The following is a 22,801-nucleotide window of genomic DNA, read 5'->3' as shown; positions in this document are numbered from 1 at the left end:
CGATTCAGTCGGTTAATTATTCTTGCCGATTTTTAAAAAAAGTGGCATTTTCAGGCGCCAACTATACTGCATTTAACAATTCAATGACAGAGTAGTAACCTTACAGTCGGTCAGGTTTTGGCCTTTTATTTTAAAACTTTGAAGTTTGTTACACGGAGAACCCCTTAAATGGCAGCTGAAAAACTCACGCGTGGACGTTTTGTTCAAATAATCATCATGTTAACCCTACTAATTACGGCGTTTATTTGGCGTACGATCACATTCAGCGAAGAGAATAAGATTGATTGTAGTTTGCAAACAAACTGTACTTTTACTGTTAAAGATATCGAGTTGACGGCCAATCGTACAAAAGATGGACTAACGATTAACAAACCAGCAACGGAGTGGGAAATTACGGTAGAAGAGGGCGCGGCAAAAGTGACTGAAAATGCAAAAATGTGGGTAGTCAAAACACCGGAATCAGGCAGTTTTGAAGTAACTATTATCGATGAATCTCAACAAACCTTAGCTAAGGTCAAATTCTAGCGAGAAGAGTCTCTTACCGAGCACCATTTTGCTCGATTAATACAGAAGTTTAACTATACTCTCAGTAAATAGTTGAATGGAAAGCAATAAATGTTCAATACCAAACGGATGTTGTCCAGAGGGCAATCGGACTTCTTCTTTTATGCGAGTAATGAGCATGATCAGATCACATACATCAGTGATTCAGTGCTTAGTGTTCTGGGGTGTTATCCCGAAGAAATCTATCATCAGTCTCGCAGTCCTGATAAAGACAGCTACCTCTACAGCGTTCTGACTGCTATTAATCACAAAAGAGAGCAGTTGGCAGATAAAAAAGATCACCCTTCATTTGAAGTCGTAGTAAAAGGCCGTAGCGGCGCAACAAAACAGCTATTAATCAGTGAGATAGTGCTAAAAGACGCGTCAGGAAAGTACTTAGGTATTCACGGGTTTGCGATTGATACGACTGAAGAACATATAAAAGAAGAAGATCTTAGCACCAACCAGCAAATGCTAAGTGTTGCTACGCGATTAGCGCAATTTGGTCATTGGAACCTAGATCTGGTAACCGGTGAGCTTCTCTGGTCTGACGAAATATACACTATGTTTGGCATCGAAAAGACTGCATTTGGCGCTTCATATGAAGCCTTTCTTGACTGCATTCCATCCGACGACAAGATTCTGGTTAACGAACGATTCAATAATGCACTTGAGCATGCGTCTAACTATGAAGTTGAACATCGCGTTGTACGCAAAACAGATAACAAAACTTACATCGTGCGCGAGTTCTGTGAGTTCATCTGCGACTCAGAAGGCAAGCCAATTCGCGCCTTAGGCGCGGTTCAGGATATTACACACTCAAGAAAAGCAGAACTTGAGAAAATCGCTCAAGAGAAAACCCGTTATACATCTCTTATTGAAACCATCGATGCTGTCGCAGCAACACTGGCATTTCGCGACCCATATACTGCAGGACACCAAAAACGAGTCTCACAAATCGCGGTAAGGATCAGCGAAGAGTTGGGTTTAGACGAGAAAACCATTGAAGGGATTAAACTGGGCGCGTTGTTGCACGACATAGGCAAAGTTATGGTACCGATGGAGATATTAAACCGACCAGGGCGATTAACTAAGCCAGAGTTTGAAATCATTAAAACTCATCCAAATGTCGGCTTTGATATCGTCGAGAAAGTAGAGTTCATCTGGCCAATTGGCGAGATGATTCTGCAGCACCACGAAAGATTGGACGGAACAGGTTATCCAAACGGCTTATCAGGTGATGAAATCATTCTCGAGGCGAGAATAATCGCAGTAGCCGACGTGCTAGAGGCAATTACATCACACAGACCATATCGTCCAGCACTTGGAATAGACAAAGCAACTGAGGTGTTACTTGAAGGACGAGGAACCGCATTTGATGCAACAGTCGTTGACACATGCATGAAGCTGGTTAAAAACAACCAACTAGAATTTGGTCATTAGTGAAGATCTTAAATTAAACGTCCTAATAATCAGTCAGTGAATCTTTGATTATCTTACTGATTATTAGGTATTTTATGGTAAATCAATTATGTTGAATGCAAATAGCCTAAGAAACAGGAGAAGTACAGCAAAGGGCGCACAAACTTGGTTAATTAGATATCGTATTTAACATAATATACATAATGCGCACTAAGGTATAATGATTTTGAGTGAGACAACGGCCATCACGCTCTGTGTGAAATCTGTGTCTTTTGAACACGCTAACCTGATGTTTTGCTTCCAGTTAATCTTTAATTTATAAGATTAGTAAATCCTGATTCTCTGGTTTTCACTTAATCGTATTTAAACAAAGCTTTGCGTTTTATCTTCACACCATCATGACTGTACGCTCCGTTTATAAACCCGAATGAAGCTGCGGCGTAATTTCACGTTCAACCTTACACAGTCTCACGCTGTGTTAAGTGTTTTCTGCGATTATCCCGATGGCCGAAAATGACGTTCAAACAAAGCTTCAAAATTGGCGAACATCACGGGCACTTCACTTTCGCTGCTTAATATCTTGTAACCGTAGACACCATAATTGGACAAAAAAGGTTTGGGCGGGTCAATCAGGTAGACTCCGATACTGTCAGGAAAATAAATCGCCACGTAAGTTACAATCGCCATCAATCGCTCTGGCAATTCGCTCCCAGCCGGCTCACTCAAGGGTTCAAGCAATAAAATATGTAGCTTCCCGATTCGACTATCGTAGATCCCTATCATCACTTCTTCGCCTGCATCTGACTTGACGCGCTGAATCCCCAAGTGGAATGCTCGCTCTTTAAAACAATATAAGGGGTAATGATTGAGCCAGTTTAGGACCTGACTTTCGTCATACATCAGAGATTGGTAAGCCTTTTCATCTAACGGTGAAACTTTCACTGCTAGCCGAGCCTGTTCAAACAGCTCTTGAAGAAATTGGACGCCGATGGTCTGACGCTCTAGTTGCCGTTGAGACGGAGATTGGATACTCATCGTTATTCGTACCTTTGTTGTTGTGGGTAGTCGAAAGCTATGAGTAATTTAAGAGTGACTTTTAGCCGTTTTACAGAGTTCTATATGATAAATAAGAGTAATTAATTGGGCTAACAGGAATAAATGGAGTTAAATCAGAGCCATGCTAATGTAAAATAATTAAGCTATTAAATGCCATTTAAAGGGAGAAAGCTGTACTCTCTCCTACTCTAAGTTGTGCTCGATGAGCATTGAATATTCCCGATACTGAGCAATTGAACGATCTAAATGCAGCCGATTATTTTCTGAATGGAGTAAATAATTCGTCTCAGCGTGACCATTCTTTTCGTTTGTAGAACCCGTCAGTGGTTTTCTAAACGTGATGCCTGGCTCTTGGTTATTCGCACATTTCATTGTCATTGATGCCCTTCAATTCCATCTCAACACGTCGGTTAAGAGCGCGACTTTCCGGAGTAAGGTTCGATGAAGCAGGCTGAGTGTCGCCGACTCCTTGCAAACTAATTTGCTCTTGAGCAATATCTTTAGTCATTAACCAATTTGCCACCGCTTGAGCTCTATGCTCAGACAGATTTTGGTTGTAATCGGCAGTGCCTTCCGCATCTGTATGGCCGATCAGGTCAACTTTTGACTCTGGATATTTACGCAATAAACAAATAATTCGCTGCGCTTTTTTCTCTACTACCCATTCGCCGTCAATCGCGTAGCTGTCGGTATCAAAATATATCGCGTTTGTTGGTTTTTGTAGAACGGTGGATGTTTTGGCAACCACTGGCTCAAGTTCATATTGATTGATCACTTCATCTGCACCTGGGATTGGTCGATTTACAGCACCAAACGTAAACGCAGCACTCACAAGCAACATGTGGCTGTTATAGTTTGCGATGTTATCAATGTATTGATAACCACCCGAAATCCTGAAGTTCTTCGGAAACCAATAACTCACACCAAGCTCAGCCATTGGAGAAACACCCTTCAAATGCGAGTTGGTTACATCCATATCCCAGTAGGCCGCACCTAAACGGCCGTAAATACTGTAGTTGTTTTGTAGTATGTAGTCATACTTAACTGCACTTTCGAACACAGACGTACGTGCGTCGTTAATGGTTTGCAAGTCATTGCGCTGTTGAAAGCCAATGTCCCAACTGTAAGAGCGGCTTAACTCTAGTCCTGCAAACACACCTAGCATACTGCCTTTAGGTGCACTGTTTTTGGGCTCGTTGGTGGGTAGTTGATAACCCTCTTTATGACCGAGAAATGGCGATAATTTGTAGTCTTTTTCGTCGGCTTGAGATCCAGTTGCCATTACTAGTAATACGAACCCAAACAGACCACAACGTATATTGAACATAATAACTTCATTGCTAAATTAGATTTAGCAAAGGTTAATGATTTCCCGGCAACAGCGTGTTTCAGAAGCGTATCACTACCCACCTAGTTAGTGACCTTGTCACATGTCGTCATTTAACACAATTAGAAGCTCAAACCCAGTAAGATTCATCAATTAAGGCAAGGTTGTTTAGTTATAGTGCGTAAAAGGTAGGTTACTTCGCAAGTTCTATCTTACCAGGATGCTTATCCCTGATCGCATTCAGTGCCTCCGGCGGCATTTGCACGTGAGCAAACCAGAATGGTTTATGTTTTTCGACAAACACACCGCTGCGATCGAGTGTATCAAACATGGCATAAGCTTGAGCCTGTGCCAAAGCGACCCCCGCTTCACCTCGTTCAAGAACTGCAATGTTATCTAAGTCTTCTTGAAGTGCGTTCTTAAGTGGGAAGGTAAATGGTGTCCACTCAATGGCATCAATCACCTTCTGCGTCAGCTTTTGCTCTAAGCTACTAATGACATTAGGTAAGATACTTAAGTCTGGTTTTATCTCGCCACATGCATAGTACTCTTCGCGCATGTTCTGCTCTCGGAAATACTGCATCCTTTCGATTTGAGCATCTTCGAATAGTTGGCTGAAGTGGTTAACGATCGCAAAGTGGCTAATTGTTCGTAACACACCAATTAAGATACCCTGCTGCGGGTTCTTGTAGTTTGACTGTTCAAGTCGAAGTCTGGTGACATTTGCCGTCAAGATCATATGCTGCCATAACTTAGGCGCGATGCTTTTGGTTACTGGATCGTGCCAGCGTAACAGTGGCTTGGCCATCAGGATGGGAAATAACAGTACTGAGTTATCGATGCCAAGAGTGCCAATCGCAGCCAGCGGATCTTGCAGGCTTCTTACTGACTTGCCTAATCTTCCGCAGAATTTTGGATTGTTAACCAACGCTATGACGTTTGATTTAAGTGCGTTGTCATTGGTAGTGAGAACTGAGAGTTTTGGAAAAGTGAGTGACGGTGAGTAAGCGGTACTAAGGAAGTAAGAGAAGTCTGGGAATTTTCCGAACAGTTGCATCGGTGTCATCTGAGAGAGTTTTTCTATCATGCTTTTCTCAGCGTGACTGGCAATATCCGCTACCACCTGGCCAAAAACCTTTTGTCTTTCTTCAACCGCTTTACGGCGCTCTTCTACTTTTGAACTTTCACACTCTAGTAGCAGGCGCTGGTTCTCGGTTATACGCTCTTCTTCTTTAAGAATGACACTGTCACAAAACTCACTTTGGCGACTGAGTGCATTATCGACATCTGACTGGTCAAGGATATATTTCAGGCTCACCAACCACTTAGCGTGTCGAGCTCTGGTCTGCAAAGCTATCTTGTGCGCTAAATCGTTTGCTTCGCTGTTGTATACTTTATTGGTAATTAACTGGTTTGACATGTTCTCTGTTTTGATTTGGCTTAATGAAACAATAGGCTGAAATAAGGAATAGTATACCTTATATGGCGATATCGAAGTATGAGACTTTAGCCAATAACTTGCACAAGATGTGAGATGTACATCTCTTGCTGTAGCCTTTTCAACTATAGCAAGAGAATGAGAAATGTACCTAGATTGGGAGGAAGATTAACGACAACGCGAAGCGAACTTATCCGCTGCGTTTTTTGCCTTTGCTACTAAAGCCCTGAAATGGAAAGACATTGCGAATGCGCTGTTGGACTTTCTTTGGAACTTGCTTGGACATAACAAGCTTAGTCCCAGTTCGTTGTTGATAAACTTTAAGTTCACCGCTGAATGGAGTGCGCTCGGCAATCTCCAATACGTTGTGCTTAAAGCTCGGTGGAAAGTGCCCTTTTTCTTTGGTTATTTTACCGTCAGAAAATGTCACTCTTAGCACAGGCCTATCAACCGCCACCAACCAGAAGATGATGACAGTCGCGATCAGAATAACGTATAGCATGAGTCTCTCCTTATTAGTCGAGCAGCTTACTTAGATCCTCTTTGAGGCTGGTTACGGCTTTGCTCGCCTTTTCGCTTCGTGAGGCTTCAGAAAGCAAGTATTCAATCGCATCAGATAACGTACAGCCAAGTTCATTGGCTCGGTGCGACAGTTTCTCCCAGACACGGTAGTCGAGATCGATAGATTTCTTTTTGGTATGTATCTGCTCTGCGTTGAAATGACGTTTACGTTTGGCACGAATCGCCTGCTTGAGTTTGTTATCAAGCTCAGGAGCCATGTGAGTTTCAATCCACTCGATTACCTTAACAGGTTGGTGCTCCAACTGGCGCAATTCGTTGACTGCTGCGTCGGCTTCACTTGTATCGATGTGGCAAGTGATCGCTTCTCCCGCCTTCCATTTATTGATCAAGTAATTCCATTTCCAACCACACTCTAGGTTTTCAAGCTGTTGATATTTCATTGCAAAGCCATTCCGTTATCGTTTAAGGTGACAGCGTAACCCTATATCTCCTAAGTTACAATCCCTATTGTAATCGAAAAGCGATCAAGATCATTAGATAAAATTATCTATATATACCAGAAGCATTTTTCTATATAATTCCGCTCAATTTTCCGTACATGAATTGAATTGATGAACCAAGAAAGCTGGCATGCTGTAACTCCACAATATTCGCAATACGATGCTCAGATTAAACGCTTTAACGAGTTGGAAAAAGTCGACTTCTACGATATCCAGCCTCGCCTAAAACAAGCACTAAGTACATTGTGTAGTTTAAACGGCTTTAATCGCATACTTGTGGTTAATACAGTAGACAACGCCTTCTATCGCAATATCGTCAAACAAAGTCTTCTCAAGACCGATCGCACTAAGCCGGTCATCACCACTGAGTCACTAGAACTCGCGGCACTGACTGGTTCATACACCTGCAATGATAAAGGTGACATTGTCACTAAAGTCGAAGGCCTGTTAGATAAGGCCAATGGTGGCTACCTCATCATGCCGGTTAGTCTCTTGTTGGCAAACCCAGCCAGTTGGCAGATGCTCAAAGCGGCAGTTCTCGGGGAAGAAATTAGCCCGGTGAATGCCGATCCGCGCAAAATTGCCAGTCAGGCACCTAGTCAGGCATATCAGGTAAAGATCATTCTGGTCGGTGACCGTCATCAAATCGCAGATTTTGAATACATCGAGCCTGAGCTCTATTGTGGCCTGTCGATGTTTACCGAAATTGAGCAACAGTTACCGCTTAACAAAAGCAGCATAGAGACCTATTTAGGTTATATCTCTTGGCTGGTCGAACAGTACCAGCTCCCTACGCTCTCTTTTGGCGCAATTCACCGTCTTATGATTGCAGGAGCCCGCTACACCGAAGATCAGCACTACATGCCGATTGAAACGCTTTGGTACTTGTCTTTACTGCAGGAAGCACTGCTGACATCGAACAATAAGGTGATTTCTGAGCAAGATCTCGACCAAGCGATTGATAACAAGTATCAGCGTGAAGCTTATCTTCCTGAACGTGCCCTTGCCGACATCACCGATGGTCAGGTTATTATCGAAACCGAAGGTGAATGTATTGGTCAGGTTAACGGACTCACCGTGATTGACGTTCCAGGCCACCCTATGTCTTACGGCGAACCCGCTCGTATCTCATGTGTTATTCATTTTGGTGACGGCGATATTTCTGATGTTGAGCGTAAAGCTGAACTCGGTGGCAACCTTCACGCCAAAGGTATGATGATCATGCAGGCGTTTGTCAGCAGTGCACTTAAGCTGGAAGAGCCTTTGCCTTATTCTGCTTCGGTTGTGTTTGAACAGTCGTACAGTGAAGTCGATGGCGACAGCGCAACATTAGCCGAGCTGTGTTCGTTTGTAAGTGCCCTTTCTGAATACCCAATCAATCAGCAGATCGCGGTAACTGGCGCTGTCGACCAGTTTGGTCGCGTGCAAGCCGTAGGTGGATTAAACGAGAAGATTGAAGGCTTCTACCACGTATGTAAGCACAATGGTCTGACTGGCGAACAAGGGGTGATTCTGCCCAAGTCTAACTTAAAGCATCTATCGCTTAATAAGGATGTGGTAGAGAGTATTAAAAATAACGATTTCCATATCTGGTCTGTCTCTACGGTTGATGAAGCTATCCCTATCATCATGGGTAAGCCTTTCCGTGGTGAAGACGAGGAAAGCGTGATCAGTAGAATCGCGCAACGTATTGAAAACTTTGAAAGACATGAACACCCACAAGGAATTGTGGAACGCATCAAAAACTGGTTGTTTTAACCGAGTTTTTGCTCATATTTTTACTGATCGGAGTTGTTTAGCGTACACGTGTTCACTAACATGCTGCTATCAAAATTTGGAGTAATTGATAATGCAAAACAAACGTGATTCTTATAACCGTGAAGATCTTCTAGCGTCTAGCCAAGGTGAGCTATTTGGTGAGGGTTACCCTCAGCTTCCAGCACCTAACATGCTAATGATGGATCGCATCACTAAAATGTCAGAAACTGAAGGTGATTTCGGTAAGGGTCTTATCCTAGCAGAGCTAGATATTACTCCGGATCTATGGTTCTTTGATTGCCACTTCCCTGGTGACCCAGTAATGCCAGGCTGTCTAGGCCTTGATGCGATGTGGCAGCTAGTTGGTTTCTTCCTTGGTTGGGTTGGCGGCAAAGGTAAAGGCCGTGCACTAGGTGTTGGTGAAGTTAAGTTTACTGGCCAGATCCTACCTACTGCTAAGAAAGTAACATACGAAATTCACATGAAGCGCGTTGTTAACCGTAAACTGGTAATGGGTCTTGCTGACGGCCGTGTACTGGTAGATGGTAAAGAGATTTATGTAGCGAAAGACCTTAAAGTTGGTCTGTTCCAAGATACATCTTCATTCTAATCTTCATGATTGTTTAAAAGCGACTCACTTGAGTCGCTTTTTTATTGCCTAACCATTTAGTTATAGTGCGTTAAGCTACTATTTAAAAGCCCCTTGCGGGGCTAAATCCTATATCGTATGTGGAGATTGAGTGTTATTTGTAGAGACCAGAGTGTTTATCTTCCCTGGCATCGCGCCAACCACCAAGCCAATAAGATCGAGCATCCATCTGCTGGTATGGACATGCCTCCATTGAGCGGCCATTTAGGCCCGCTTTGTAACCTTGAGATTGAGCTCTTTCTAAGCGGTCACGCTTTTGTCTCTTCATAGTGTCGTCCTCATACATAAAATGTTTCTTAACGTACTACTTTATCTATCTCCGACTGACTATCGTTAGCACAGTACTAGGCGATAGAAATGAAGCTTTTATGACTTCACCATTAAGATTCGATCAAAATGAGCCTTTATTCAAGGTATAAAAAAGGCACAGATCCAAAACTGTGAACCTGTGCCCTTGTTGAAAATTTAACCTATTTCTTACGGAACCCGAGTAAACCTAATAGAGTCAGAGTGATAAAGCCAATCGTGCCGCCCTGACGCTCAATAGTCTCCTGAGCTACTGGGCGCGCGCTGATATCATTTGCCGTCTGACCATTGATCGGCACAAGCTTAACACCAACATACGAGCCTCCTGAACTACAGTCCGCATCAATCGCTTCACTATCGAAACCACCAGAACAGTAAAGTGCAGTAGCAGCAATAATACCGGCATCATTAATATCAGCCGCTTCGATAATACGGTACTGATTATTATTAGTTGAAGCGCCAGAACCATAAGTTAGATCATCAAGGTAACGGGCTACGCCGCCGATTGGTGCTGAATCACTTGTGGTACCCAGGTTAGCAATAAATGCACGCTTTGCACGTGGTTTACCGTTGGTCTCTTTATGACTTTCAAAATCAATGGCACCAACCACGTCGTTGTGGTTGTTGATGTTACCTGCTTTGCCGTTAGCGCCGCTAAAGAAGATGCTACCACTGAAGGCTTTGTAAGTTGGCGAACTCAGGCTATTCACGTAAAACAAGGTGTTCGCGTATGCGCCGTTAAGTGCCTGATTCAGTTTCGCTGTACCAATCGCTATACCATTATCGTTGACTGCTTGTAGAGTTTGGTTTGCGTACTCACTTTCTTCATAAGGGAAGTCATCGACAAACGATGAGGTCCAGGTTGTTCCGTCACTAGACTCAAAGACAGCAGCACGTAAGCGCTCATTACTATCAGAGTTGTATCCGACTGCATAGTATGTCGTTGTTCCTGCATCATACATGATATCGCGAGCACTACCTTGCGGCATATAACGATCGCGAGCTGCTGCACTGCTCCAAGAAATTTCAACTTCATCGAAAGAACCACCACCGATGTCTTTCCAAACCGTTGCCTTAGATGTACGTTCGATAGAAGTACCTGCGTTGTCACGTGTGATACTACCTACAACGTAATCAGTACCGTTGAGGTTTTTCTTAGCCCAAGCATGCGACTCTTCAAAGTCAGAAGTATCGGCAGGTTTAAACTCGTCTTGCTCGACATCAACGAAGGCTAACATTCTATTGGTTGCACCATTATTAGTGTTACCAACAGTATCACCTGAATCATCAATACTATTCACAACGGTGTTTTGGGAATACGAAAGTTGCGTTCCATCTAGATAAGCAATTGAACCCGCATAGTCACCATCTTGTTCTTTTTTGTAACCGTTAGTGTACTGCTGAGTACCCCAGTCATCACATAATGTATCGGTATAACCTAAGTAATTACGACAATAGCTTCTGAAGCCATCAAGATTATCTTCTAAATAGTCGTAACCAAACGGCAAGAAAAACGGTGATTCATCACGGTACTGATAGCCTTCTCTATAACGCTTAACTTCCGTCGCCATCACAGACGTGGATTCTGAACACGCGTTACTCCAACAGACTGTTGCGTTGGGAGCAATGGCTACACCGTAGGTCTGCAGGCTAGAACTGGTCCCTTCCGGAGCTTCCAGATAGACGTTATACAGCGCCGCATTCGCGCCGAAAGAGGCTGCAACGGTCGCTGCCACTAGTGAAACTTTGAAAATATTACTACTCATTAATCTTAACTTTCCTGTTGCATTGCTTCGAGCTCTTCCCAGCGTTCGAAAGCAATCTCAAGCTCCTGCTCTGTTGCAGCTAGCTTATCTAATACTGGTTGCGTCTGCTCTACTGGCTTAGAAAAGAAATCAGCGTTGTTAACCTGCTCTTGCAAGTTTTCAATATCGGCCTCTAACTCTTCTAGTTTCGCTGGCAATGCTTCTAACTCGCGCTGTAGTTTATAAGATAACTTCTTAGGTTTGCTCTTTGTTACAGCGGTTTTGGGAGTTTCCTCAACCTGTTTGGCCGTCGGCGCGACTTTTTCAGTGTTACGCGCTTTCTGAACCTGAAGACGTTGTTGCTGAGCGTCATGATAACCACCGACGAATTCTTCAATCACGCCGTTGCCTTCAAAGATCCAGCTTGTGGTCACAGTGTTATCAACGAACTGACGATCGTGGCTAACCAACAACAATGTACCCTGATAGTTGGCAAGTAAATCCTCTAAAAGTTCCAATGTTTCGATGTCCAAATCGTTGGTTGGTTCATCGAGTACCAGTAAGTTATTGGATTTAAGGAAGATACGGGCGAGAAGAAGTCGGTTTTTTTCACCACCAGATAAAGCTTTAACCGGTGTTCTGGCGCGGTGCGGTGCGAACAAGAAGTCTTGCAGGTAGCTCAGCGCATGACGCTGACGACCACCAACCATGACCTCTTGCTTACCATCAGCGAGGTTGTCGATAACCGATTTCTCAGGGTCAAGCACTTCACGGTACTGGTCGAAATACGCTACTTCTAGCTTAGTTCCGCAGTGAAGCTTACCGTTTTGCGGTTTAAGCTCATCCAGTAGCAGCTTAAGCAAGGTACTCTTACCACAGCCGTTAGGGCCAATCAGTGCAATACGATCACCACGCATGATATTGAACGAGAAATCTTTGACGATCGACTTACCATCGATACTATATTCAATGTTTTGCGCTTCAAAGACGATCTTGCCTGAACGTGAAGCGTCGTCGATTTGAATGTTAGCCTTGCCCTGCACTTCACGACGGTCCTGTCGTTCTTCACGCAGCTTCTTAAGCGCACGAACACGGCCTTCGTTACGGGTACGACGTGCTTTGATCCCCTGACGAATCCATACTTCTTCCTGAGCAAGCTTTTTGTCAAACTCTGCGTTCTGCATCTCCTCGACGCGTAACATCTCCTCTTTTTCCACCAGGTAGTTGTCGTAATTACCAGGGAATGAGGCTAACTTGCCACGATCAAGGTCGACGATGCGTGTTGCCATCGATTTAATAAAGGCACGGTCGTGAGAAATAAAGATGATTGAGCCGCGGAAATCTTTCAGGAAGTTTTCTAGCCACTCAATGGTGGTGACATCAAGGTGGTTGGTTGGCTCATCAAGCAGCAGAACGTCCGGATCGCGCACCAAAGCACGAGCTAACGCTGCTTTACGCTGCCAGCCACCAGACAAATCAGTAAGTTTGGTGTGGCCATCAAGTTTAAGCGCATCCATCACGTTCTTGATGCGGTCCTCAAAGCGCCAGGCACCGGAGTGTTCAAGCTGTTCCTGAATACGAGCCAGTTTATTAATGTTTTTCTCTGACGCATCGTGTGCAATCAGATCGAGCTGATCTTGATAGATCTTCAACTGCTCGCCGACTTCCGCCAGACCACCAGCAACATAATCGAATACCGTTCCCTGCTCATTACGCGGAGGATCCTGTTCTAAACGTGAAACTACCACGTCCTGAGTAACGGTTAGCTTACCGTCATCGAGAATCACCTCGCCAGCCAGAACCTTCATCAGGGTCGATTTACCCGCACCGTTACGGCCAACCAAACAGACACGTTCATTAGTCTGGAGTGCGAAGTCTGCGTTGTCTAATAGAGGGTGATCGCCATAAGCCAGCAATCCGTTATTAATTGTAAGTAATGCCATTATCGCTTAACCAAACTTGTAACTGTTCCAAATCAAACGGCCAATTTAACTCTTTGCCTTGATAATTCAGCACGGGAATCGTGACGCCGTAACGAGAAAATAGCTCATCATCGAACGCTATGTCGACAATCTCGATTTGAGTGGAAATATTGAGTTGTTGAGTCAGGGCAAATGCCATCTCACACAGATGGCACCCTTCTGTACTGTATAACGTAATCACGTTTACTGTTAGTCCTTGTGAGTTATCACCCAACAGTTGTGGATATGCTTATTACGTGCAAAATCCAGCGGTAGTGTTTGGTGAGAAATGTTCTTCGCTTCAAGCCCTAGTTGCTCAAGCGCTTCTAAATCCATTTTGAAGTGACGTTTGTTGTTTGAGAACACAATTGTGCCACCAGCACGCAGCAGACGCTTAAGGTTCTTCATTAGCTGGATATGGTCGCGCTGGACGTCAAAGCTCTGTTCCATACGTTTCGAGTTGGAAAACGTCGGAGGATCAATAAAGATAAGATCAAACTGAGCAGTCGAAGTCTCTAGCCATTGTAAGCAGTCCGCCTGTTCAAAGCGGTGCTGGCGACCTACCTGACCGTTGAGCTTCATGTTCTCTTTCGCCCACTCAAGGTAAGTGTTAGACATATCAACCGTAGTGGTTGATTTAGCACCACCACATGCAGCATGAACGGTACCAGAACCGGTGTAAGCGAACAGGTTAAGGAAATCTTTGCCCTGAGCCATCTCACCAAGCTTACGGCGCGTGATCTTATGATCAAGGAACAAACCGGTATCTAGGTAGTCGTGTAGGTTAACCGATAGCTTCACGCCATACTCATTAACAACCAGTGTTTCTGATTGCTGTGATAGCTTCTGATATTGAGAACGTCCCTTCTGCTTTTCGCGAACTTTTAGTACCACTTTATTAGCAGGAGTTTCGGTAACCTGAATCGTGGCACGAATAATATCCGTTAGGCGACGTTTCGCTTTCTCTTCAGGGATATTCTTTGGTGCTGCGTATTCCTGAATGACCAGTTGATCCAAATACACATCGATAGCAACGTTGTATTCAGGCAAATCTGCATCATAGATACGGTAACAATCGAGTTTTTCTTTACGCGCCCACTTGCCGATTTTAGCAATATTTTTCTTTAGACGGTTTGAAAAGTCTGGAGCAACCAAAGATTCAGTTACATTGTCACTTGAGTCTTGTGCCACGCGCTCACTGATCGAGTAGTTCTTTTGGTGACACGGTAACGCACCATTATTCAATTTAAACTGTTTGTCTGCACGCATACGTAAACAGCTTAATAATTCGTCTGAGCTAGAGAAAATCGATGCCTGACAGCCACCAAACTCTGACTTAAGCTGAGCACCAAATGCGGTATATAGAGCAATTAAGCCTGGTTGAGTACCTAGACGCTCACCATATGGCGGGTTAGATACAATGACCCCTGCTTCGAAGCCTTCAGGACGCTTAACTTCCGCAGCATCACCAAGTTTGAATTCAATCAATGACTCAACACCTGCACGACGAGCGTTATCTTGAGCAGTTTTCAATACGCGTGAGTCATTATCGAAGCCATAAAACTTGGTGTCAGTTTTATTGACACCACGGCGAGCTTGTACACTAGCCTCAGATTTAATCTCTGCCCACAACTCAGGTTCGAAGTCTTCTAGTGACTCAAAGCCCCACTTAGCACGGTTTACACCTGGTGCCATATTTGCAGCCATCATGGCCGCTTCAATAAGTAGCGTACCAGAGCCACACATTGGGTCTAATAGAGGCTTATCAGTGTCCCACCCACTACGCAGGATAATCGCTGCTGCCAGAGTCTCACGTAAAGGAGCACGGCCTGATGCAGGTCGGTAACCACGTTGATGCAAACCCCCGCCTACCATATCGATACCAAGGATAGCTTTATCTTTATGTAAGCGAACATGAATGCGAAGATCTGCTTGATCTTTACTGATCGAAGGACGTGGCAGGTTCTTTTTCTCAAAGCTGTCCACTACCGCATCTTTAACTTTCATTGCACCGTACTGGCTGTTACGGATTTCGCGGTTCGTACCGTTAAAATCAACGACAAACTTCTTCGAGCTATGGAATTGATTCACCCAGTTCACTGCTGAAGACGCTAGATACAGATCCATATCATCGTTACATGTGAACTCAGATAGTACACGAACAAAACGTGAAGCCAGACGGCTCCATAGACAGACGCGATAAATCTGCTCGTTGCTCGCCTTGAAACGTACGCCCGCCTGCACAGGTTTAGCGTCGCTGATCCCTAGCTTAGTTAGCTCGTCAACCAATAGGTTTTCTAGACCATTGGACGTAACCGCAAGATATTGATGCATAGTGATGTTTTAATTCAGTAGAAAATGACCCCGCATTATACCCGACATCATTAGTTCATCGTTAGTCCATTCCAGAATTTACCTTCAATTAACTCATCAAACGTACATTTCGTGACCTGTTGCTCTCTTGTCACCAACTTTCATCTACATCAATTCAAATCATGGGCTTTTTACCGTTGAAACTGGCCTCAAGACGAAGTGAATACTTATTCGCACCAAAATTGGTATATACCAGAGGTGTTTTTAACTGAAATTTAGTTACAGATTTTGGCTAAATGGGGAATTTAGATAGCTATTTACCCTATTAACGAGGCAAATTGACTGAAAAATAAGCGCACTATTCGCTTAAAATTTGTACTGAGCTCACATGTGAAATAGCTCTAGCAGTGAACAGAATGGGTAAATTGAAGGCAAAAAAAAGCCAGCTTATAGCTGGCGGGAAATGAAACAAAGGAACGATAAAGTCTAATGATTAGCTAACCAAGGCGATTGGTTGAGCATGAAAATGGTGGTTGCAGATAACAAGTCTGTCGTGCATCACTTTAATCGCCTGGCCAAACTGAAGGCATTTTGAACCGTTCAGGGCAAACTCTTCCAGGCAGACAGAAGCGCAAAGACTCGCGCACTCTCCTACCTCTAATACGATAAAGTAGCCATCACTATAGGAATTGCTTAAACGAATCAAATCACCCTCTTCTGGAGTCATTTGTCCATCTGAAAGGTTGTCAAAGAACCAGCTCTTAGGTTGGACTGGTTTATGGAAACGTTTTGCTGCGACACAGTACAAAGCGAGTTCAGCTTGTCTAGGCTCACTTAAGCCTAATAAAGCGATTTGTTCTTTGTATGTCTGGAATGCAGATGCATCATCTACAGAGAATTCATTAACGCCAATTGCACAATCGACAACTAGCTTACGAGGAAGGTTGGTCTTAAATACCATATCATCACCCAGATCCAACATTAGATGCTGTTCTGCGTCATCATAGTACCAAGTCCATTTGTCATTGGGTTTAAGCATCGTTCCATCTCTGTTAGTGGTATGAAATTAGGTAAAACGCTTAATTACCTTTCCAAGTAGTATTTGTGGATTTTATTAGCTCAGAGACGAAAAAAAAGAGGAAATGAAAATTCATTTCCTCTCAAAATAGAGTGTAGATAATAGATTTAGAATTAGTGACAATGTCACTAACCTCTTAAACTTCTATAGGTTTTTTACGATATCACGTACTAGTGCAGGACCGTGGTAAATGAAGCCAGAATAAACCTGAACCAGTTTAGCACCTGCCATCATCTTCTCTTTTGCTGCAACATAAGAATCAACACCACCTACCCCAATCACAGGGATTTGGTCTTTAAGTTCTTCGTGTAGACGGCGAACAACTTCAGTACTGCGAGACTGTACAGGTCGACCACTTAGACCACCCGCCTCGTTCGCATGTTTCATGCCTTCAACGATTGAACGATCTAATGTTGTGTTAGTCGCAATTACCGCATCGATATTATTAGTCAGTAGAGACTGGCAGATCTGTTTGATCTCATCGTCACTAAGATCCGGCGCGATCTTTAGTGCCAGCGGTACATATTTACTATATTTTTCAGCAAGTTCCGCTTGTTTCGCCTTTAGCTCTGACAGTAGTTCATCCAGTGCTTCACCATACTGAAGTGAGCGTAGACCCGGAGTGTTTGGTGACGAGATGTTTACTGCGATGTAACCAGCGTGCTCGTACACTTTTTCCATACAAATCAGGTAATCTTCCGCACCCTTTTCGATTGGAGTGTCTTTATTCTTACCGATGTTAATGCCAAGTACGCAATCGAACTTCGCTTTCTTAACATTCTCAACCAGATTATCAACGCCTAGGTTGTTAAAGCCCATACGGTTGATAATGCCTTCAGCTTCAACCAGACGGAACAAACGTGGCTTATCATTTCCAGATTGTGGACGCGGTGTCACTGTCCCTACTTCGACAAAGCCGAAGCCCATTGCATCAAATGCTTCAATACACTCGCCGTTTTTATCAAGACCAGCAGCAAGGCCGACTGGATTACGGAAGGTCAGACCCATACATTCGACGGGACGGTGTGGTAGTTGTTGGCGATAAAGAAGATCAACTGGAGTACCAGTAAAACGTTTGAAGTTTTGAATCGCAAGATCATGTGCCTTTTCGGCATCAAGTTGGAAAAAGCCAGTTCTGGCTAGACGGTAAAGCATTGTGCCTCCGAAAGAAAAAAGCCCCGTGTAAACGGGGCTGTATTATTAAATGTTTTACCGATTAATTCAACGAATTATAGCAATCGTTTACTCATTTGCTGAACAATTGAGGTTTAACAGCATCAGTTCGCGTAAAGCAACAGAGAATTTCGCGAACTCGTGCACTGAACCCACCTTGAATTCATTGAGAATGTTTTCCCAACGATGCAGTGAGATTTCATTGGTCACGATCCAGTCATCGAGTGCTTTCATCACATCAAGATCCTCTGGAGCACAGCCACAGCTTAGTACCTGACCGGTTAGCTGACGTTGCTGCCAATCAAGATCTTCGCGGAAAGCTGCTCGAGCTAACGCTTGCCAGTGGTTATCCACCGCCTGACCATTGATCTGTTTCAAGAACCAGTGCAGTGACAGACGATCGCCCAGATTGTAGTACAACTTAGCACTCTGTTCGACAGTTTTGCCTTTTTCACGAGCCACTGTGGATATATCCAGTACTGAGTATAGGCTAGACAGACGCGCTACATAATTAGCCAGTTCAGCATCAATACCCTGTTCGATCCAAGCCTGAGCCATTTCGTTGTGCTCTTCAACTTCTGAAGGAACCAACATCTCATCCAGATGTTGTTTGATCGTTTCTACATCACCTTGATAAAGTTCAATCAGAGCTTTAACACATTGACGACCATTACGGTTACGTAGCAACCAGCGAGACAGACGACGTAGCGTACGACGCACGTAGAACATCATGTCGTACTGAGCTACCGTAGTTGCCGTGTTATCCAGTTCACGAAGCTGTTTCAGAACATTGCCAAGACCGAAGATTTCACGTGAAGCCACATAAGCATTTGCGATATCAACCACGTGTGCACCCGTCTCTTCCTGCAGACGAGTAACAAAGTTACATCCCATCTCGTTAACCATTTGGTTTGCAAGAGCGGTAGCAATAATCTCAGCGCGCAGTGGATGGTTGTCCATCTGGGCTGAATAGTTACGGCGTAACTCTGTTGGGAAGTAGTTGGTTAGCTGTTGAGCATGGAAGTCGTCATTAGCGATGTCTTCGTGTACCAACTCTTCTTTAAGAACCATCTTACCGTATGCAACAAGTACTGAAAGTTCTGGACGAGTCAGTGCCATACCCTGCTTCTCACGCTCTAATAGCGTTTCGTCGTCAGGAATGTATTCCAGTGCACGGTCAAGGTGACCCGCTTTTTCCATAGTATGGATAAAGCGAATTTGCTCTTTAACCAGTGAAGTGCCCTGTTGCTCAGTCACTGAGATTGATTCAGCCTGACAGTAAGCATCATCAAGTACAATCTCGCCGACTTCGTCTTCCATCGACTCAAGGATCTTGTTGCGCTGCTTAACGGTAAGATCACCATTAGTCACCAGACCATTGAGGAAGATCTTGATGTTAACTTCGTTATCTGAACAGTCTACACCACCAACGTTATCGACAAAGTCGGTATTGACACGACCACCGTTAAGAGCATATTCAATACGCCCTAACTGAGTCATACCTAAGTTACCACCTTCACCAACAACTTTCGCTTTCAGGTCGCGGCCATCAATACGCAGTACATCATTAGCACGGTCGCCAACATCAGTGTGTGTTTCACTTGCGGCTTTAACGTAAGTACCGATACCACCATTCCATAGAAGATCCACTTCCATTGATAGCAGCATTTTGATCAAATCGTTTGGCGCTACAGATGCTTTCTTAGTGCGTAGCATCTTCTGAATTTCTGGCGTTAGTGCAATCGACTTAGCACGACGCGAGAAGATACCGCCACCAGCAGAAATCAGTTCAGCATTGTAATCTTCCCAACTTGAACGAGGTAAGTTGAATAGACGGTTACGCTCTTCCCAGCTTGAAGCTGAATCCGGATTAGGATCAATGAAGATGTGCATGTGGTTAAATGCAGCCTGCAGACGGATGTGCTTAGACAGCAGCATACCGTTACCAAATACATCCCCTGCCATATCACCTACACCGATTGCAGTGAAGTCGGTAGTCTGACAGTTAATTCCCATTTCACGGAAATGGCGTTTCACTGATTCCCAACCACCTTTAGCCGTGATGCCCATAGCTTTGTGGTCGTAACCATTCGAACCACCAGAAGCAAATGCATCACCCAGCCAGAAGTTGTACTCTTCAGAAACTGAGTTTGCCAGATCCGAGAATGTCGCTGTGCCCTTATCGGCAGCTACAACCAAGTACGGATCATCTTCATCGTGACGCACAACATTCTTCGGATGAGCCACCTCACCTTCAATGATGTTGTCAGAGACATCAAGTAGTGCGCGGATAAAGCGTTTGTAACAACGTTGACCTTCAGCAAAGATCTCGTCACGGCCACTTAGCGTGTGCTGACGTTTACAAACGAAGCCACCTTTTGCACCTACAGGAACGATAACCGTGTTCTTAACTTGCTGTGCTTTTACCAGACCAAGAATTTCTGTACGGAAGTCTTCCTGACGATCTGACCAACGCAGACCACCACGAGCAACTTTACCGCCACGCAGGTGAACACCTTCAATGTCCGGTGCGTAAACGAAGATCTCAAACGCAGGAACTGGTTGAGGAATTTCAGGAATATCACTTGGCTTCATCTTCAATGATAGCCACGGCTTAAACTGCTTGTTGTCATCTACTTGATAGTAGTTGGTACGCAGCGTTGCGGTGATCATTTCCATGTAGCGACGGATAATACGGTCATCATCCAGGCTTTCTACATGATCAAGTTGCTCAGTAATCTTAGCAATCAGATCATTTTGACCTTTCTGGCTGCCTTTGAATTTTGGTTCAAAGCGTTTAGCAAACAGATCAACCAGACCTTTAGCCAAGTCAGGGTAATGGCTCAGTGTCTCTTCGATGTATTGTTGACTGAATGGGAAACCAACCTGGCGCATGTAACGAGCATAAGCGCGAAGAATTGAGATTTCACGACCAGTTAGTGAAGCGCCAAGTACCAAACGGTTAAAGCCATCACTTTCTAGTTCACCAGCCCAGATGGCTGCAAATGCCTGTTGGAAACGATCACGAGCTTCACGAAGATCAACCGTCTTCTCGCTCTTATGCAGCATAGAGAAATCGAGGATCCAATATACTTGACCGTTCGCCTTACGAACTTCATATGGTGATTCACCAATCACGCGCAGGCCAAGGTTTTCAAGCATTGGCATAACATCAGATAGGTGGATTGGCTCATCACGGTGGTAGAGTTTCAGACGTACAGACTTAGAATCCGAACCCAGTTCTTGAGGACGGTAGAAAAGCATACCAAGTTTGTTGTCATCGCTTAGCTTTTCAAGACGTTCGATATCCGCTACCGCAGAACCAGGCATAACATCTTCTTTGTATGAGCGTGGGAAAGCGCGCAGGTAATCTTTCGCTAAAGGCAGACCTTTACTCTCACCAAAGTTTGCCACGATCGCTTCTGATAAACGATCATCCCAAGTTGAAGATGCTTCCATTAAGTTTTGCTCAATCGTTTTAACGTCGACGTCCATGTTGTTGTTATCAACACGAACAATGTAATGAGTACGAGCGAGTGGGCTCTCTGAGAAGTAGGTAGTAAATTCTACTTCTTGTTCACAGCCGAAGTACTGCTGCAAGATGCGCTGTGTCTGGCGGCGAAGTTCAGTGTTGTAACGATCTTTTGTTACATACACCATACAGCTAAAGAAGCGGCCAAACGGGTCTTTACGTACAAACAGACGTAACAGGTCACGGTCCTGCATTTGTACAACGCCCATACCAACTTCTAGCAGTTCTTCTTCTTTGGCCTGCAGTAGTTCGTCACGTGGGTAATTTTCTAAGATATTGTGAAGTGCTTTGTAAGAGTATGACCCCTCACGGTAACGACTTGCTTCGAGGATACGCTCAACTTTTTCACGGATGAGAGGAATTCCTTCAACGCTCTGGTTATATACCGCAGAAGTATACAGACCAGTAAATCGGTGCTCACCAATTACCTTGCCATTTTCATCAAACTTCTTGATGCCAATGTAGTCTGTGTAAGCCGGACGGTGAATTCGCGATGCTCGGTTACCTTTAGTCACGATAAGTAAGAATGGCTTCTTCGCTTCAAGGCGTGCAGAATCAGGGAAGTCAGACAGTTTAACTGTACGAACACGATCACGGTTTGCAAACAGGCCAAGCCCTTTGTCCGGTGAAGGTCTTAGTTCAGTGTCGCCATCAACAGACACAAGGTCGTATTCCTTATATCCCATGAAGGTGAAGTTATGATTTCCTAACCAGCGTAAAAACTGGATCGACTCGTCATAACGATCGCGTTGGATCTCGACCTTGCCCTGCTGAGCTTCTACTTGAGCAGTCACTTCTTCCAGTTTCTCAACCATCAGTAACCAGTCTTGAACAACCAGACCAGTGTCGTTAAGAATACTCAGAAGTTCCTCTTTCAGTGAAGCCATTGCTTCTTTATCGCTCAGGCGGTCAACCTCAATATGGAACAGTGACTGTAGGGCGCCCTCTCCTTGGTTGATGCCAGTAATCTCGCCATCTTTTGTACGCGAGATCTGAGTCGGACCATGGAGCATTAAGTGTGATGACAGATCCAAACGGCTTAGTGCCATTTTTACTGAGTCGACCAAAAACGGACCATCAGGAACCACAATCTCCACGATTGTGTGAGTTGATTGCCAGCCTTGGCGACTTACGGTTGGATTGAAAACTCGAACAGAAATATCGTCAGCTTTTTTCTCATTGATATGGTGCCAAAGTGAAACCACTGCGCCATATAAGTCAGATTCGTTACGTTCGACCAAATCGTCCTGAGAAATGTTACTAAATAAATGTTGAGCAAGTTGGGTGACTAGGGGTTGATGAGCAAGCTCGAGTTTGTCTTGAATAAGCTTATAAACTTTTTCAAGCAGAACCGGCATCAATGTTTCACGCGCGGTCATAATCACACTCCACAATTAGAATTGTATGTATTTTGGGGATGTTGTAAGCATAGTGCTTAACACGGGTAATGCCGCTTTATTGTAAAAGCTTTATTGATA

The 22,801-nt window shown here is 44.2% G+C and carries 17 protein-coding genes; 4 read left to right on the top strand and 13 right to left on the bottom strand.

Going from position 1 to position 22,801, the window contains the following annotated elements:
* The first annotated feature begins 168 nt into the window (after positions 1-168).
* Together RH46_RS07950 and RH46_RS22405 are read left to right on the top strand one after the other, a co-directional pair.
* The gene (locus tag RH46_RS07950; RefSeq protein WP_006878895.1) at positions 169-525 is read left to right on the top strand and encodes a hypothetical protein; all 357 of its coding nucleotides are present in this window, start codon (positions 169-171) and stop codon (positions 523-525) included.
* 90 nt (positions 526-615) lie between these two features.
* On the top strand, positions 616-1,986 hold the full coding sequence (locus RH46_RS22405) for an HD domain-containing phosphohydrolase (protein ID WP_006878894.1): 1,371 nt from the start codon (positions 616-618) through the stop codon (positions 1,984-1,986).
* Positions 1,987-2,460: 474 nt separating this feature from the next.
* Here the strand turns inward: RH46_RS22405 and RH46_RS07940 are convergent, their stop codons facing one another.
* The 5 genes from RH46_RS07940 to matP form a co-directional block, all read right to left on the bottom strand.
* The gene (locus tag RH46_RS07940) at positions 2,461-3,000 is read right to left on the bottom strand and encodes a hypothetical protein (protein WP_006878893.1); all 540 of its coding nucleotides are present in this window, start codon (positions 2,998-3,000) and stop codon (positions 2,461-2,463) included.
* A gap of 376 nt (positions 3,001-3,376) precedes the next feature.
* Complete coding sequence (locus tag RH46_RS07935; protein ID WP_006878892.1) at positions 3,377-4,348, bottom strand: OmpA family protein; 972 nt, start codon at positions 4,346-4,348, stop codon at positions 3,377-3,379.
* A 193-nt stretch (positions 4,349-4,541) separates the two neighbouring features.
* Complete coding sequence (locus RH46_RS07930; RefSeq protein WP_006878891.1) at positions 4,542-5,768, bottom strand: HDOD domain-containing protein; 1,227 nt, start codon at positions 5,766-5,768, stop codon at positions 4,542-4,544.
* 208 nt (positions 5,769-5,976) lie between these two features.
* Complete coding sequence (locus RH46_RS07925) at positions 5,977-6,288, bottom strand: DUF3634 family protein (protein ID WP_006878890.1); 312 nt, start codon at positions 6,286-6,288, stop codon at positions 5,977-5,979.
* A gap of 13 nt (positions 6,289-6,301) precedes the next feature.
* A complete protein-coding gene (gene matP / locus RH46_RS07920; protein WP_006878889.1) occupies positions 6,302-6,748 on the bottom strand; it encodes a macrodomain Ter protein MatP in 447 nt (148 codons plus the stop codon).
* A 171-nt stretch (positions 6,749-6,919) separates the two neighbouring features.
* Between matP and RH46_RS07915 the strand changes: the two genes are divergently transcribed.
* Complete coding sequence (locus RH46_RS07915) at positions 6,920-8,566, top strand: AAA family ATPase (protein ID WP_006878888.1); 1,647 nt, start codon at positions 6,920-6,922, stop codon at positions 8,564-8,566.
* A 91-nt stretch (positions 8,567-8,657) separates the two neighbouring features.
* Positions 8,658-9,176 (top strand): bifunctional 3-hydroxydecanoyl-ACP dehydratase/trans-2-decenoyl-ACP isomerase, encoded by a 519-nt coding sequence (gene fabA / locus RH46_RS07910; RefSeq protein WP_006878887.1) that lies wholly within the window; start codon positions 8,658-8,660, stop codon positions 9,174-9,176.
* Between the two features lie 133 nt (positions 9,177-9,309).
* Here the strand turns inward: fabA and rmf are convergent, their stop codons facing one another.
* The 8 genes from rmf to RH46_RS07870 all read right to left on the bottom strand — a co-directional run bounded on the left by rmf (position 9,310) and on the right by RH46_RS07870 (position 22,702).
* The gene (gene rmf / locus RH46_RS07905) at positions 9,310-9,483 is read right to left on the bottom strand and encodes a ribosome modulation factor (protein ID WP_004414030.1); all 174 of its coding nucleotides are present in this window, start codon (positions 9,481-9,483) and stop codon (positions 9,310-9,312) included.
* Positions 9,484-9,685: 202 nt separating this feature from the next.
* The gene (locus tag RH46_RS07900; protein ID WP_006878886.1) at positions 9,686-11,287 is read right to left on the bottom strand and encodes a DUF3466 family protein; all 1,602 of its coding nucleotides are present in this window, start codon (positions 11,285-11,287) and stop codon (positions 9,686-9,688) included.
* 5 nt (positions 11,288-11,292) lie between these two features.
* Complete coding sequence (locus RH46_RS07895) at positions 11,293-13,209, bottom strand: ABC transporter ATP-binding protein (protein WP_006878885.1); 1,917 nt, start codon at positions 13,207-13,209, stop codon at positions 11,293-11,295.
* Positions 13,190-13,429 (bottom strand): glutaredoxin family protein, encoded by a 240-nt coding sequence (locus RH46_RS07890; protein WP_071985904.1) that lies wholly within the window; start codon positions 13,427-13,429, stop codon positions 13,190-13,192. The genes RH46_RS07895 and RH46_RS07890 overlap by 20 nt, the downstream gene beginning before the upstream one ends.
* 8 nt (positions 13,430-13,437) lie before the next feature.
* On the bottom strand, positions 13,438-15,561 hold the full coding sequence (gene rlmKL / locus RH46_RS07885) for a bifunctional 23S rRNA (guanine(2069)-N(7))-methyltransferase RlmK/23S rRNA (guanine(2445)-N(2))-methyltransferase RlmL (RefSeq protein WP_006878883.1): 2,124 nt from the start codon (positions 15,559-15,561) through the stop codon (positions 13,438-13,440).
* 472 nt (positions 15,562-16,033) lie between these two features.
* Positions 16,034-16,579 carry a cell division protein ZapC gene (locus tag RH46_RS07880; protein WP_006878882.1) on the bottom strand — a complete coding sequence of 182 codons (546 nt, stop codon included), beginning with the start codon at positions 16,577-16,579 and terminating at the stop codon, positions 16,034-16,036.
* 183 nt (positions 16,580-16,762) lie between these two features.
* Positions 16,763-17,773, bottom strand: coding sequence for a quinone-dependent dihydroorotate dehydrogenase (gene pyrD / locus RH46_RS07875; protein ID WP_006878881.1), 1,011 nt, complete (start codon positions 17,771-17,773; stop codon positions 16,763-16,765).
* Between the two features lie 87 nt (positions 17,774-17,860).
* Positions 17,861-22,702, bottom strand: coding sequence for an NAD-glutamate dehydrogenase (locus RH46_RS07870; RefSeq protein WP_006878880.1), 4,842 nt, complete (start codon positions 22,700-22,702; stop codon positions 17,861-17,863).
* Between the last annotated feature and the right edge of the window lie 99 nt (positions 22,703-22,801).

The organism is Vibrio brasiliensis LMG 20546, assembly GCF_000189255.1.
GTDB lineage: Bacteria > Pseudomonadota > Gammaproteobacteria > Enterobacterales > Vibrionaceae > Vibrio > Vibrio brasiliensis.
This window is presented reverse-complemented; position numbering and strand designations above follow the sequence as displayed.